The organism is Stenotrophomonas sp. Steno-C18 (assembly GCF_056393195.1).
Genome location: NZ_JBWJOX010000001.1, coordinates 621,521 through 635,281, shown reverse-complemented (window position 1 = coordinate 635,281; position 13,761 = coordinate 621,521). Strand labels below are relative to the sequence as shown.

General features: G+C 60.3%; 11 protein-coding genes. 4 read left to right on the top strand and 7 right to left on the bottom strand.

Annotated features, from left to right (window positions below):
• Window positions 1–131: 131 nt before the first annotated feature.
• From AC06FE_RS02985 to AC06FE_RS02970, 4 genes are all read right to left on the bottom strand, one after another.
• Window positions 132–2,306 (bottom strand): DEAD/DEAH box helicase, encoded by a 2,175-nt coding sequence (locus tag AC06FE_RS02985; protein WP_478072200.1) that lies wholly within the window; start codon window positions 2,304–2,306, stop codon window positions 132–134.
• Between the two features lie 2 nt (window positions 2,307–2,308).
• Entirely contained in the window at window positions 2,309–3,607 is a 1,299-nt protein-coding gene (locus AC06FE_RS02980) for an ATP-binding protein (protein ID WP_478072199.1), read from the bottom strand.
• On the bottom strand, window positions 3,604–6,567 hold the full coding sequence (locus AC06FE_RS02975; protein ID WP_478072198.1) for a tellurite resistance TerB family protein: 2,964 nt from the start codon (window positions 6,565–6,567) through the stop codon (window positions 3,604–3,606). Before AC06FE_RS02975 ends, AC06FE_RS02980 begins: the two co-directional genes overlap by 4 nt.
• A gap of 189 nt (window positions 6,568–6,756) precedes the next feature.
• The gene (locus AC06FE_RS02970) at window positions 6,757–7,023 is read right to left on the bottom strand and encodes a hypothetical protein (protein WP_088100477.1); all 267 of its coding nucleotides are present in this window, start codon (window positions 7,021–7,023) and stop codon (window positions 6,757–6,759) included.
• 259 nt (window positions 7,024–7,282) lie between these two features.
• Here AC06FE_RS02970 and mobQ point away from each other — a divergent pair, with 259 nt between their 5' ends.
• Window positions 7,283–8,806: a MobQ family relaxase gene (mobQ, locus tag AC06FE_RS02965; RefSeq protein WP_478072196.1), complete on the top strand. Its 1,524-nt coding sequence runs from the start codon at window positions 7,283–7,285 to the stop codon at window positions 8,804–8,806.
• Window positions 8,807–8,847: 41 nt separating this feature from the next.
• On the opposite strand, the gene AC06FE_RS02960 is transcribed toward mobQ, so the two are convergent.
• On the bottom strand, window positions 8,848–9,171 hold the full coding sequence (locus AC06FE_RS02960; RefSeq protein WP_265954506.1) for a hypothetical protein: 324 nt from the start codon (window positions 9,169–9,171) through the stop codon (window positions 8,848–8,850).
• Between the two features lie 591 nt (window positions 9,172–9,762).
• Between AC06FE_RS02960 and AC06FE_RS02955 the strand changes: the two genes are divergently transcribed.
• Window positions 9,763–10,476: a lysozyme inhibitor LprI family protein gene (locus tag AC06FE_RS02955; RefSeq protein WP_478072195.1), complete on the top strand. Its 714-nt coding sequence runs from the start codon at window positions 9,763–9,765 to the stop codon at window positions 10,474–10,476.
• A 31-nt stretch (window positions 10,477–10,507) separates the two neighbouring features.
• Here AC06FE_RS02955 and AC06FE_RS02950 read toward each other — a convergent pair whose 3' ends face one another.
• Complete coding sequence (locus AC06FE_RS02950; RefSeq protein WP_099588552.1) at window positions 10,508–10,927, bottom strand: hypothetical protein; 420 nt, start codon at window positions 10,925–10,927, stop codon at window positions 10,508–10,510.
• Window positions 10,928–11,010: 83 nt separating this feature from the next.
• Window positions 11,011–11,799, bottom strand: coding sequence for an NYN domain-containing protein (locus tag AC06FE_RS02945; RefSeq protein WP_049433914.1), 789 nt, complete (start codon window positions 11,797–11,799; stop codon window positions 11,011–11,013).
• A gap of 215 nt (window positions 11,800–12,014) precedes the next feature.
• Here AC06FE_RS02945 and AC06FE_RS02940 point away from each other — a divergent pair, with 215 nt between their 5' ends.
• The gene (locus AC06FE_RS02940; RefSeq protein ID WP_099588551.1) at window positions 12,015–12,932 is read left to right on the top strand and encodes a MerR family transcriptional regulator; all 918 of its coding nucleotides are present in this window, start codon (window positions 12,015–12,017) and stop codon (window positions 12,930–12,932) included.
• Window positions 12,933–12,962: 30 nt separating this feature from the next.
• Window positions 12,963–13,553 carry an RES domain-containing protein gene (locus tag AC06FE_RS02935; protein ID WP_158229528.1) on the top strand — a complete coding sequence of 197 codons (591 nt, stop codon included), beginning with the start codon at window positions 12,963–12,965 and terminating at the stop codon, window positions 13,551–13,553.
• Window positions 13,554–13,761 lie beyond the last annotated feature (208 nt).

Here is a 13,761-nt window from a genome sequence, read left to right as displayed (position 1 = left end):
GCGCTTAGCCTCCAGAAAGTCTGCCGTAAGGAAAGATTGGCGGTCGAGGTTGGAGGCGACGCTGGGCGCTTCTGCCGCTGTGGCGACAAACACCCGCCCTTTACCAAGCAACCTGCGCTCTGACTGAGCCGCTAATTGAAGGTGAGAGCCAGCCAGGAAGTGGCCTCCTCCAAGTCCAGGCGCAGCGAAGCGTAGGACCGTTGGAGCAGTCGCGTAGGAAGGAGGCCATCCCACTTTTGTGTCGTCAAGTTATTCGCTGAGTGGAGCAAAGTCTCTGGCGATGGTGCTGGAGTTCGCGCTATCCGTCCGAGCACCTTGATCAAGTCATCGAGACTTCTGCCTACAGTGGAAATCTCCACGCCCAGTCTGTCTGCTTGGGAGACAAAGCCCTGAGCATTCAAAAGGCACGCGATGGCTTCGTTCGCAGAGTCTCCCAACCATGTCAGTAGCAATAAATTGCTGCTTTGATCGAGTAGAAGTTTGCTATCCATTCCCAAGTGAAAGTAAGCGCTCTGCGCTTCCTGCAAGAAGCGCGAGGCCGTAGGATCCAGAAAAACAGGCTCCAGTTCCTGCTGGTATAGCCTCCGCATCGTTTGCCGAACTTGCGTGTGAACTTGCCCACCCGAGCCATTGAAGAGCGGTGGGTTGCCGCCCTTTGCTGCGGCGACGTAGATCGTCTTCTGAGCATCTTCGACCTGCTCGACCAGCCAAGTCCGTCCCCCAAACAAGATGCGTTGGCCGGGGCTCAGCAGCTGGGACACAGGGAGCGTGCCCAAGGTCTTGCCAGCTGCCACGATTCGGAACTCTTCATCCACACTGAAGGCAGCGTAGAACGTGTAGTGGTTGACCAGCCTGTCGCCCACCGGGCCATGAAGGAGGAGGCCGGAGCTGTCTTGAATCAAAACCTGCTCTTGCCCCAGGTGACGCAGAAGCTCTGCAAACGCATCCTGGGACAGCCCGTGGAAAGGTCCCGGATCTGTGCAGAGCAACTGATACGCTTGGGCTGCCTTGAGGCCGCCGTACTGGGCAATGGAGGAGAGCAGCTGCTGGACCAGCGTGGAGAGGTGAAGGCCGTTGACGGACGGTGGCTCATACCACTTTTGGGTGAGCAGGAAGACGCTGGCTATGGTCTGCACAGTTGCAAGGCGCAAGCGGGTCTCCAGCGGAGAGTCGGCATCGATGGCATTTTCAATCACGTAGCCACGCAGCACGGCTGGCTCGCCCTTGCGTCGGCCCGATCGTCCCAGCCGTTGGCGCAGGCTGGCAACGGAAGGAGGCGGGCCGATTTGAGCGATGCTTCTCACCGCGCCGATGTCGATGCCAAGCTCCAACGTGTTGGTGCACACTGCGGTTGCTGGACGCTCCTTTTGCTTCAGGGCGGCCTCGGTGTCGGTTCGGATTTCTTTGGAAAGACTGCCATGGTGCGGCCAGAACTCCCTGGGGCGTCCGTCCTGTTCGCTGAGACAATTGAGAAGGTGGGTATATCTCTCCACCTCCCGGCGACTGTTGGGGAAGATGAGGTTGTTGGTCCCGCAAAGCGTTTTGTACAGGTGCTGGGCGACTGCGTTTGGTGCGGTAGGCTCGTCCTCCGGCCCGTTGGGTGCTCCCGGCTCCTCGTATCCCTTGATGACGAGCTGGAGGGCGTTGTCGTTGGAGGCCGCGTTGACAAGGGCAGGACTGGGGCCTGCTCGAAGGAATCGGCCTGCGCTTGAAAAGTCACCCAAGGTCGCCGACAGGCCCAAGCGGGGAGTCCGCCGCCGCAACAGCACGTCGACCCGATGCATCAACGATTGAAGCTGCTTTCCACGCTCGCTTCCAATGAACGCGTGAAGTTCGTCCACGACGATGTAAAGGAGCTTGGAAAACGCGGCTGCTACGGAGGTTCCGCGGTTGCAGAGCATCGCCTCCAAGGACTCCGGCGTGATCAGGAGCACGCCACGGGGGTGCTTAAAGAATCGCTGCTTGGTCGCGCCCGATATGTCTCCGTGCCAAGGCCACACGGGGACTTCAAGGTCCTCGCAAAGCCGCTGGAGCCGTTCAAACTGGTCGTTGATGAGTGCCTTTAGAGGGCTGATGTAGACGATCAGGCCCTCCTCGTCGGTGTTCAGAAGGTGCGTGAGCGCAGGAAGAAAAGCGGCCTCGGTTTTTCCCGAGGCGGTGCTGGCGGCGATGATCACGTCACGGTCGGCGGTCAGGACGAGGGGAATCGCCAATTCCTGGACCTCACGCAGCGCCTCCCATTGTTCGGTCCAGAGGTAGCGCTGGATTCGAGGGTGCAGCGATTGGAAGGCGCTGGAGGCAGTCATCGTTAGAGCCTGAACGACGCCAGCTCGTCGTCCTCTTGAACGACCAATTCGCCGTCGCCCCCGTGGTCAGCTGCCACCTCGACCGATCCAATCAGGTCCTGCCAGCCCACGCCCGGGTTCTGCTCCAAGACGGCCAAGAGGTTGATAAACGCGGTGATCGTCGTGCGCGGGGTGCGGAAGAAGCTATCGCCGATTCGATTGGCGCAGTGGGTCATGAACTGGTGAATGGCATCGTCGGGCAAGAGATACTTGCCCGTGTCGCCGGCAGCGTAGACATGGCGAATCTTGGTGAGCAGGACGTAAAAATCTTCGGCCGTCAGGCTCGACAGTCGAACCACAGGGCCGCTGAAATCCACCAGTCCGTTGGTGGCAAAGGTATTCTGGGCCAGGCGGCTCTGAAGAGCTTCATAGCTGTAGACGCCGCGGCGGGTATCCATCAGGAAGTCCGGGGTGCCGCCCAGAACAAAGCCAAGGCCAACCGCAGAGCCCTGCAGGGAGTCGTTTAGCATGCGCAGGAGCTGCTCGTAGTTTGCATTCCGGGCCTGGGCGTTGGCCAATTTGTAGAGGTTGACCAGTTCGTCCAGGCAGACCAGTAGGCCGCTATAGCCCGCCAGTCGAACAAAGCGGCCCATGAGCTTGAGCTGGTCGTAGACCGATGCGTCGTCGACGATGGTTCGGACGCCCAGCGCTGCACGCGCATCCGTACGGGTGGAAAATTCGCCACGCAACCAACGAATGGCATCGGACTTGAGCTGCTCGTTGCCTTGCTCGAACCCTCTCCAATAAGCGGCGATCACGTCGGCAAAGTCATAGCCGTTCACCAGTTCGCTCAGCTGCTCGAGCTTCGCGCGAATGACCTCCTCGGTGGATACGCCTTGCGACTTGGATTCGGCCACTGCGGTCGAAATGAACTTCTCGACCACCCCGGGCAGGGCGCCTCCGTCGGGCTTGGTCCGAGTGGCCAAGTTCCGCATGAGCTCCGCGTAGAGCGACCGGGCCTGCCCCCCTGAAGCATGCAACCGCCTGTCGGGATTCAGATCCGCGCTGGCCACGACGAGCTTTCGCTCCATTGCAATGGCGCGAACGAGGTTCAAGAAAAAGGTCTTGCCTGCGCCGTACTCACCCACCACCAGGCGGAAGGACGAGCCGCCATCGGCGAGCCGATCGATGTCACTGACCAGGGTTTGCACTTCACGGGCGCGCCCGACTTGGATCAAATGCTGACCGGCGCGTGGAACGACGCCGGCGCGCAGCGACTGGATCACCGCGTCGCGGTCCCTGGAACGGATTGGGCTGCTCATTGCTCGATCTTCTCAATGAATTCGGGATTGATCTCCAACGGGTCGTCGCCGTCGGAAAATGGGATGTCGTATGCGTCGAACGACGCGTCGTTGATTTGTTCAAGCGCGCCGTCGAGCATCAGCTCCATGTCTGCCGCGCCATCTTCCAGTTCGGCACGGGTCCAAACCGGGCGCGACAGCATGAGGCGCAGCAGCGCGCTGTGTGCCTGGTCAAGCCCTAGCAACTGACCAGCACTCTCCACCTCGGCACCCACCGCTTCCGCCGGCGCGTGATCAGGGGGAGTCGCTTCCTCGTCGGTGAAAATGTTGGCGAGCAACGCGGAGACTTGGGCTGTGTCCCGCTGAAGAGCAGCGATCCGGTCGGGATCGAGTTGGAATGCGCCAGACGCAGCCTTGGGCAATGCGCTTGGGGCTTTGGACGGGCGTGGGGCATGGACGTCGCTGAACACACGAGTGGGATCCACGCCCAGCGCTTTGTAGACGCGCTCCAAGAACCGGACCTCCTCTGGAGAGACCATTCCGTCGACCTGGGCGAGGGTGGCCATGGACCCGGCGATGGCGTCCTTGATGTCCTCGCTGAGCGGATCCAGCTTCTTGCGCAACGTAGGCAAGGAAAGCGGTGCCATCGCCAAGAGATCAAGGTGCGCGCGCAGCCGCCGTCGGTCCCCCTCGCTGAGGTGCGTCCAGCTCTCGATTTCGTGTGAAAGGTGCTCAAGTTCGTGGGCGCTGAACGTGCCATCAGACTGAGCGACCGTCGAGCCGAGTTGCAGGGTCAACTGGGCCGTTTGATAGGCCTGAGCGTCAGTTCGATGGGTTTGGTCGGGAAGCAGGGCGAAGAGAACGATGGGGTCGTTCTCACCAGGCACCCGCGCGCCTTCGAGCACATTGGGTTCCATGCCGACCTTAGACTGCTCCAGTGCTCGTGCGAGTTCCCGAATCCTGTCCTTGCCCAAGGTGGTTCCGACTGCCCCAAGCCTTCCCAATAGGTCAGTCAGCTTTATCGACAAATTGGCGGTTTGAACATCCGAAGCAACTTCGGCCAATGCTGTCCGCGTGGCCAGCGGCCAGATCTCTGACGGAAGCAGCAAGGTGCCCTCAATGGATTGGCGGGCCTCGGGGTTCTTGCCCACGAGCCGGCTGAAGGCTCCAAGGTCCTCCGTGCACTGAGAAACAAGTTCCTGCAGCGCCTTCAGGGGCGCTCGCAATGCGGTGACATCAGGAATGTCACCGAATGCCTTGGTGCCGGCGTCAGTTCGGTCCAGGGCCGGGTTAAAGGGGCGGTGTGTGAACTTCAGCTTGGTGCGGTTTTTTGGCAGCACCATTCCAGGGCCGAATGTTTCTTGATACCGCAGAGCGAAAAGGCGATCAAACTCTTCCGCGCAACGCGTTGCGGCCGTTCGCAGCGGAATCTCTGGATTGAGGCGCACCCAAGCCGTGGCCAGCGCGGCGGGCACGGGGATTCGATCCAAGGAGCATTGCCCCAGGGCCAAGCGGATGTAGAAAGGCAGTTCGTAAGTTCGTTCGAACGCGGGAAGCGGCGCGTTGTAAAGCTGGTCGCCTGCTTCGGTCAGAGCCATCCAGTCGAGCAGGCTGTTGACATGGCCGTGGACGTTCGGAAGCACGGCAGCATAAGCAGACGACAAACGGCGGAGCATCGCCTCGATAGCGGGCCAGTCTTGCTTGGAATCCGGATCGTTCACCGAATCCAGCAAGATGCGACGCTCCAATCCAAACAGGAACAATCGAACATACTGGATTGCGCAGCCGGGATCGGTACGGTCCGAAGCGAGCCACTTCAGATAGGCGTGGCGTTCAGCGGGTTCAAAATCTGCGTAGCCTCCCCAGTAGCGCGTCGTGGACCGGTAATCCCCGTATCGCCCAACGGCAAGAACGCCATTGACCAAGCTGGGCTCCTTCTCACGCGTGCCAGGGGTGGTCAGCCGCGGACCTGTGTAGAACAGGCCGCCCCGGATAACGATGCCCGCGATCTCGATCTCGTCCTGGGCGCCGAGCCAGCGGGTTTTGTCCCAGCCCTCGGGCGGTCGGGGCACTGTGTATTGCTTTGCCGGCTTTTCGGAGTCCATGGCCACCTGCCGGAGCTCATCGGGCAGGGAGGGAGGCGAAGCCCGCGATGGAAGCGGGGGCGGCGGCGTCATTGCACTTGCGTCGCGGGTTCCGTTCGTGTGGGGAGGGTTAGTCTGCTCTGCGGCTCTTGAGTCCGGGTACGCTCGCCCATCTATGGTGCCCGTCAAGGTCTCTCCCGAGGTTGTGTCCGCGTTTGTGGCGGACCGGATCAGAGGCTCGACCAGCTCATCTTGCGAAGTCGCAGCCAAGCGCTGGGTCACGGCAAGTTTCGCCGCAGCGAGGTTGCCTGGGCGCGCGCGCTCAATGCGTTCCTCGTCAGGTTGGTAGGGGTAGGGGGTAGAAGGGTTTGCGGAGCCCACGGCCGTCAGCACCCGTGCGGCGGACTCGATGGCGAGGCGCATGCTCACTGCGGCTTTGGCGTCTTCCAAATTGCCAGGACGGGGCGGCGATAGAGTCTCTGGGCGCGCTCTGCTCGGGGCCTGCGCCGAGGTCAGCGCCGAGCGACCCTCAGAGCCAACCGGGTGCGCATTTTCTGACACGGCAGCGCCGACCGATCCCGAGGAGGTGCCCGATTCAATATTCGGGGGTCTCGCCGGTTGGGCAGCTTCTGGGCGGGGCTGTCTCTGTGCCGCCAGCCCAGATGGAAGAGCGGATGCCTTGATCAACTCTGCCAAGGTCGGCTCTGGAGCGGGGACCGGCTTGGCGGAAGAGGGTGTCCTTTTCGGGCGCATCGCCTGCCACTTGGCCCAGAGCCAAACGGCAGTGGCCACCGCAAGGACGATACCCAATCCGATCCAGACTTCCTTTGGCACCAATGCTATGACGACCAGGATTGCGACGATCCAGCCGCCTGCGGTTTGCTTCCTTCTCGCCATGTGGCCCCCTGCCTTTGGCGCTTCCTTTGGGGCATTGTAGCTCGCCCACTCCACGTGAGACGCGCATAGCGAGGACGGGGCGGGGCACCGGGATGGCCAGGGTTTCGCCCATTCAGTATTGGCGTCCAGGGCGCTGGAGTGTCTGCCCCTGGCCATGACGTTGATGGCCGTACGAGTGAGCAGGGGTGATCAGTGGGGCGGTGAGAGGCGTGTTTCGTTCACCGCAAGCAGGTGCCGCTGCAGGGCTGCGACTATCTCGTTGTCTGGCAGGTTCTGGGCCCCGGCCAGGAAAACGAGTTCGGCCACTTGTCGTCTGCGCTTGGCGTCGTCGCGGCGCTTGATGGCCTTCTCCCTGGCATCCTGCCGCTGATGCGCCAGAAGCTCCCTGGCTTGAAGCTGGGCCAGCCGATGGGTCGCCCTTTGGATCTGATCGCGGTAGTGATTGGTGGATGACATGATCTTCTCCTAGTGAAGTCTCCCTCAGTGAAGCAATGATTTCTCATCCGTCAACTATTGATGGCGACATCGCTTTCGAACTTGAAGCAATTCAGAAAATCAGAAAAGGAAGATGCAAAAGCAAAGAGCGAAAAGCGCACTTAGGCATCACAAGTGATGCGTGCGCAAAGGGCTTCGCCCCTTGAACCCCAAGCCGCTTTGCGACTTGCCAACGGCAAATTCAAAGGCATAAAGAGCTCAAAGAACTGGAGCTCTCTGCATGGCGATCTACCACACCCGTGTCAAAACCTTCTCCCGTGCCAAAGGCCATTCGGCCGTTGCCGCTGCGGCCTACCGGGCCGGACTCTCGCTCGTCGACGAGCGCACGGGAGCGCGGCACGATTACTCTCGCAGAGGCGGAGTGGTCGAGAGCCGCTGGGTGGTGCCTTTGAAGGCGCCCGACTGGTCGCTCGACGCCGCCAAGCTCTGGCAAGCGGCCGAGGCGGCAGAGAAGCGAAAAGACGCGACCGTGGCCCGCGAGTTTGAGATCGCGCTTCCGCACGAGCTGGATGGGCCTGAGCGCTCGGCCCTTACGGCGGACATCGCCCGGGCCTTGGTTGATCGCTACGGCTTTGCAGTCCAAGCGAGCATCCACTCGCCGGGCAGCAACGACGGACTAAACTGGCACGTGCACATCCTCGCCACCACCCGGCGCTTGGATGCCGAAGGTCTTGCGGACAAAACGCGCGAGCTCGACGGTGGCCCCTCGGGACGCAGCGAAGTGGAGTGGCTTCGGGCGATGGTGGCCCAGCTGACAAACCAGCACCTGGCCGCGGCCGAGATCCCAGTGTCCGTCGATCATCGAAGTTTGGAAGCGCAAGCGGAGGACGCGCTCGAGCGCGGCGACATCGTCGAAGCTGCGGTTCTCGGGCGGCACCCAACGATCCACTTGGGCCAGCAGGCCTCAGCGCTGGAACGGCGGGGAGTGGAGACCGATGTCGGGAAGGTTCTTGCCAACATTGTTGCGGACAACCTGGGTGCTGTGCATCAGGCAGCGATACGGTTTGAGAGGGCAGCGACGGATACAGATCGTGCCCGCGGACATGCATCGATGCCGCCGAACCGTGTCGAGCTGGGGGCGAAATCGGGTGAAAGCTACATCGAGGACGTCAAGGGATTCGGTCGGCGAGGAGTCTTGGCCATCCGCACTCTTCCCAATGCACCCGAACCCTCGCTGCAATCCCTGATGGAGAGCGCATGGGGACTTTGGTGTGACGTGGTGGCGGCCGGTCTCGAGGGCGCGCTTCGGTCCACGCGCCTGCTTCTACGTCGCTTGGACTTGGCCGTTAGCAACGGGAGCGTGGCGACAAGGGTGCGTAAGGATATCCAACGAGCACTAAGGGGCTTGGCCGCCGTGAGACGAAGAGCGACGGAGTGGCTGCGACGGGTAGAGGCTGAACGACGGGCAGCATCGCTTTTGACGCGCGCGGAGCGGTCCTTGGAGGATTTCGTCGAACAACAGCCCCGACCAACAGGCGCTGGACTGGTGGCCTGGGCCCGACGTCGGGGACGTCGTTTGGCAGCAGTCGAGCAGCGTTTGGATGCTCTGAGAAAAGCCCGGACGAAGATCGAGGACGGTGAGGAAGAGGCCTGTGCGAATCAGCTGTCGGCCGCCGTTACAGAGTTGGAAGCCGGCAGCAGGGTAGCCCTGAATCGGTTTGAGGATCGGCTCCACGAAACGGGAGACCCCGCAGAGCCGACTGCATCCACGCAGCAGGCCGCGCCTCGGCCAAGGCTTCACTGATAAGAGTGAGAAGCCCCCACTGTGGCAGGGGCTTTGGATGTTCAATGAAGCGTTGGCCGCTTGGTCGTTGGCGGCTTGGCCGGGGGCCTGATTCCCCGCCGTTCAGCGAGCAGTTGGTCCAAGGGAGCCAGATCCTCTTTTACCTCCACGCGTTCCTTAGTTGTGGGGGCGGACCGTGGCTGGACGCGCGGCCCGTCGTGAATGAGATCGACTGGGTTTCCACCTGCGCGCTGGCGCAAAACCTCGGCGGCGATCTCCAAGGCCACTCGTACATCATCTGAGCGCTCTTTCTGAGTACGCTGAGCCGCTCGTTCGATGGTGCCGCTTAAAACCAGCGCGGCGATTCGGGTTTGTGGATCAGTCATGGTTCCTCCGTCGTTGGTGTGTTCCCGTGGTCGGTCAACTGAGCATCGATGGGTTGGATCGGGCTTTTTCCTGAAGACCTGCCCAGGACGTGCTCCGCGAGCTTCAGAGCGGCTTGGATGTTTCCCAAGCGCTCTTCGCGAGTGCGATGGACGGTGGGATTGAAGCTGCTGCTCAGAAGTAGCGCGGCGATTTGGGTTCGTGGATCAAGCAATGTGCGTCCTCGGTTGGTGTGTGCTCGTAGCCAACCAGTTAAGTGAAAATTAGCAAGGGCACTCAGCAGGGAATTGCGCACACAATTGCTACTTAGTCGAAAAGAACTTGCTGGCGGGGAAGCGGTCCCTGGAAAGTCACCTGCAGTCGCGCAGTCGGCCCCACAAGCGGGGCTGACTCCGCCGGCGTTGGATGACGATGGCCCCAAGTTAGCTCTCTAAAGAAATTCGCAACGGGGTCGATAGCCGCATAAGAGGGCGTTGCCCAACCTTTGCGACGAGGACAGGATGTCAATGAAAAAAATGGTTCTAAGCAGTGCGTTCTTGCTTCCTGCACTCGTAGGGTGCGGGAAGGCCGGAGCGCCGGAGTGCGGCGATGAGATGACTCTGGACCTGGTTCGCAGCATCATCCAGCGGGAGCTGGGGGCGGCAAGTGCTGCTGCCAACTTGAGCACAGAGCAGCTTCGCAGTGTTCTTCCCATCTCTTTGGCTCATCCGACGAGCTTTGATGAGAAGATCAGCCGCTACAGTTGCGAAGCTGACCTGGCCGCGCCATTCAACAACCCTGGGCAGGACGTTTACAAGCTACGGCTTGAATACACCTCTCAGGCGGTCAATGGACAACACTTGGCCGAGGTCCAGGTGCTTCCTGGAGATCTTATTGGCATCGGAGCGGCTATCAGCTCCAATGTCCGGAGCAAAACACAAGCCATGGCTCCCGCAGCTGCGGCCCCAGTGGAAGCGTCACAGGCAGTGGACGTTGATCCTGCTTATGATTCAGCGATGTCGACGAAGGCGGACGATTACCAAGAGCCCAACTCGGACGAGCCGCTGGCGGATGGCGCTTCGACTGGGCCCAGCTTTGACTGTGAGAACGCGTCGTCGGCCGTAGAGCAGATGATTTGTGCCGACCCGGAACTGGCCCGGTTGGACAAGCAAACTGCAGAGGCATTCGGTGTCGTCCGGGCCCGTTCGATGGACCCGGGTGAGGTTACGGCGAATCAAGGGCGGTGGCGCAGGACGGTACGGGATATATGTGCCGACAAAGCCTGTATAGAGCAGGCCTACCAGACGCGATTGGCCGAGTTGAATTGACTCCGGGGATGCCGCTTCGGGCCGGCCCTGCTCAGGGCAAGGGCCGTAGCCTTCCATTCACGACCAGATCAAGAACGCCACTCGCGACGTCGGTCGCGGCTGTAATCCACTGGTTGTCATCGCCAGGGAATGCCTCTTCAAGCGGATCTTCTTTGCCCCCGTGAAAGAGGTTGTTGCGAACCCTGCGGGCGGCTTGCATCAGCGCCCTCGGGTCTGACGCACTCAAGGCTTTGGCCCGGAAGGCGGTGATGTTGTGGCCGCCGTGCACCGTCACCACCTGAACCATGGGACGATCCCGGTTCCCGCCCAGAATCTTCTGCTTGGTCGAGTCAGACACGGCCAACGTGAGCAGCTCTGGTTGCAACGCTTCAAGTGCAGTGTCGACGGCTTGCCAATTCACCTTGGCGGATCCGTTTGAGTAAGCGTCGGTGAACCCGGGAACTTGTTTCAATGCGTACTCAAGGGCACCGAATGCTCGGAGCAGTCGAAAGGCACGGAGTGCGGAGGCGGGCATGTTGGACCTATTTTGTTGGGCTACTTGGCATCGGCGGCAGGGCTAGGTGCCAGCCCAACCGACCAATTGCCGCCCGGTTCCTGCTGCGGCGAGAGCAGGTCGTAGGTCTTCACCATGTTCAGCAGCCCAGAGTGGCCGTATGCATTCGGGGTAAACGATGGGTTGGTTCGCCGCAAGTATTGCCCCAGTGCGCCTAGGCCCACCTTTCCCTCCGAGGTCTCACCTGCAAGCAGGGCCACCGCATCCACTAGGAACCGAGGCCGACGTTTGGGGAGGGGACGCACGTCGTTAGAAGTGGGCTCCACTTTGCCGGGGCCTGTGCTCGCTGATTCGTTGAGACCAGTGTTCTCACGTGGCCCAGCAGCCGAAACGCTCTCCCAGAGGAAGAATTGGTCACATGCGTTGCGCAGGGCGAGAGGCGTCTTCGACTCGCCCACGATGCAAACGGTTGCGCCGCGCTCGCGGAGCTTTCTGCATAGGTAGGCAAAATCAGAGTCGCTGGTGACCAGGCAGAACGTATCCGCCCTGCCGTCGAACATGGCCTCTTGGGCGTCCAAAGCCAGAGCGATGTCTGATGTGTTCTTTCCCGCAGCGTACTGATACTGAAGACAGGGCGTGAACGCCTGTTGGACCATCACTTCCTGCCAGCGGTTGGCGAGGGTGGCATGGTTTCCATAGCCCCGACGTAGCACTACTCGACCGAACTGAGCTCCCATTAAGAGAGCATGGTCGACGATCTCAGGACTGACGTTGTCGCAGTCCACCAGAACAGCGACCTTGCAGTCTTGGGGGGCACTTCCGTTTGCCATAGGTTTCCTTGGGTTCCGGTTTTCCAGGCTCTGCTCTCGCCTCGCCAGCGGGTTCAGCGGGAAGCTTGGTAGGCAGTTGATAAGAGCATCTTACACGCAGGTCTTGGAAGATATGGATCAGCATCTTGCATGATTCTATCTTCCATGATAGAGCCGAGTTGACAATTTAAGCCTCATAAGCCACACTAGGCACTCTGGGTGCTTTGGAGGTCGTCATGTCTCAAGCCAAACAACGCAGGGCCAAAGCGGCGGTTCCGCGCATGCAGGCGCATAGTTTTGAATGGGCGATTCCCTATCATGAGTTGAATGAGGGGCTGGAAGAGCTTGATGTGATGGAAGACATAGCGGCGCATGCCTTTGAGGCATGGAGGCCCGGGAAGGTGGGTATCTATGAAGAGCTAGGTGAGCTTTTCAAAGCCCATGACGCTGCGTCTTTCAATCATTTTCTCCCTGCTGGGTTCGCTCATCCCGTGAAGGGCTTGGTGTCTCCGCACCTTTTCCGCCTCGGGCAGGCGCGTGAGAGCGCCCTCGCGATGGCGATCAAGCACAGCGAAGAGAGTCATGCGGATGCATTGGCGAGGGCTGGAATGAGCGCCGAGGCCGTGAGAATCATGCGCTCATGGCTGGAGACGGTGAGAGTTGGAAATCTGCTGCAATCGGAACTTCAGGTCACTAGGATGGCCGTGTTGTCGAAGTCCGAGCAATCGCAGGCAGAATCTGTTCCAGTGTTTAATCACGATCCGAACGAGACGCTTGGTGTTGCCGAGTTCTCGAAGCTGCTCGGTGTTAGCGCGGAAACGGTCCGGCGTCGCGAAGGTGAGGGGAAGGTCATTGCGTTCCTCGGCTCTCACCGAAAGAGGGGCAGGGCTTATCCTGTGTTTCAGACGTGGGCGGGCATTTCCGGCGAGCCGTTGGTTGAAGTGCTTTCGCATCTATCAGGCAGTGGCGCGGAGGCCTTTGCATTCTTCACTGGGATCAATGAATCACTGGCAGGACTGACACCGATTGAAGTGCTCTTGGGCAAGCTGACCAGTGCGCGGGATGTCGCTGCAGGGCAGTGGTTGTTGACGCAAGACGGCAGCAAGCGCCGTGCTGCGGTTGTCGCGGCTGCGGATGTCCACTCCCAATACTAAGCGAGGGATCGCGTGATTGATGCTAGTGACTTGGAAGTCGTCCTGCTTGATCCCCAGAATGACCTCGTTCGCCTCTTTCGACACGACGGCGCACATCTCGAGCCGCCGGAGGAGAAGTATCGGAATGCTCGGGTGGATCCTCCCGACGGGCATAAGGGCGACTATGCTGTGCTGTACCTGGGGAAAAACATTCCAACCGTTGCAGTGGAGTGCCACATTCTCTCTGAGAATCCATCCGGGAACTACCAGTGGCTGCGTCGTCGTGCCGAGAGTTACAAGGTCGCGCGCTATCGTTCAGAGCGGCCATCCCTTTTCCTTCGAATCGATGGTCGGAACCGAAAGTATCTGGGTCTGGATGGAAGAGACGTTGCGTTCAAGCGATATGCCCCCTATCAAGCGATGGGCTTGGAACTGTTTCAACGTTTCGGGCAGACCGTTCATGGGCTTACCTGGTCCTCGTTCCATCGAAACCAACCAGGCGAAGTTTTTGCCTTGTGGCACCATCATAAAGATACGATCGGCCTGACGGTGACGTCCAAGGAACCTTTCGGTTCGTTGGCGTCCGACGCCGACTGGAGCTCCTTCTTGGCTGCAAATCCAACCATAGAAGAGCTTGCGTAATAGGGTTGCGCTGAGAGCAGTGGAGTCGTCGTCCATGTCGACATGTCTCTGCGTTTTAAAGAGACATGCCTGGTCGATTGATTGGTCAGCGCTAATGATTGCGAGCGCGGCGCGGCGCAGTGATTAAGGCTTGGGTGAACCATCTGGCCGTCGACGAAAGTCCGACACCCATTAAATGAAGGCATTGGGCGCAGTTCGAACATTACGT

Bases quoted from the DNA above. Each gene is read 5' to 3' on its own strand.
- AC06FE_RS02985 (WP_478072200.1), bottom strand. From the start codon at position 2,306: ATGACTGCCTCCAGCGCCTTCCAATCGCTGCACCCTCGAATCCAGCGC.
- AC06FE_RS02980 (WP_478072199.1), bottom strand. From the start codon at position 3,607: ATGAGCAGCCCAATCCGTTCCAGGGACCGCGACGCGGTGATCCAGTCG.
- AC06FE_RS02975 (WP_478072198.1), bottom strand. From the start codon at position 6,567: ATGGCGAGAAGGAAGCAAACCGCAGGCGGCTGGATCGTCGCAATCCTG.
- AC06FE_RS02940 (WP_099588551.1), top strand. From the start codon at position 12,015: ATGTCTCAAGCCAAACAACGCAGGGCCAAAGCGGCGGTTCCGCGCATG.
- AC06FE_RS02960 (WP_265954506.1), bottom strand. From the start codon at position 9,171: ATGACTGATCCACAAACCCGAATCGCCGCGCTGGTTTTAAGCGGCACC.
- mobQ (WP_478072196.1), top strand. From the start codon at position 7,283: ATGGCGATCTACCACACCCGTGTCAAAACCTTCTCCCGTGCCAAAGGC.
- AC06FE_RS02955 (WP_478072195.1), top strand. From the start codon at position 9,763: ATGACTCTGGACCTGGTTCGCAGCATCATCCAGCGGGAGCTGGGGGCG.
- AC06FE_RS02945 (WP_049433914.1), bottom strand. From the start codon at position 11,799: ATGGCAAACGGAAGTGCCCCCCAAGACTGCAAGGTCGCTGTTCTGGTG.
- AC06FE_RS02970 (WP_088100477.1), bottom strand. From the start codon at position 7,023: ATGTCATCCACCAATCACTACCGCGATCAGATCCAAAGGGCGACCCAT.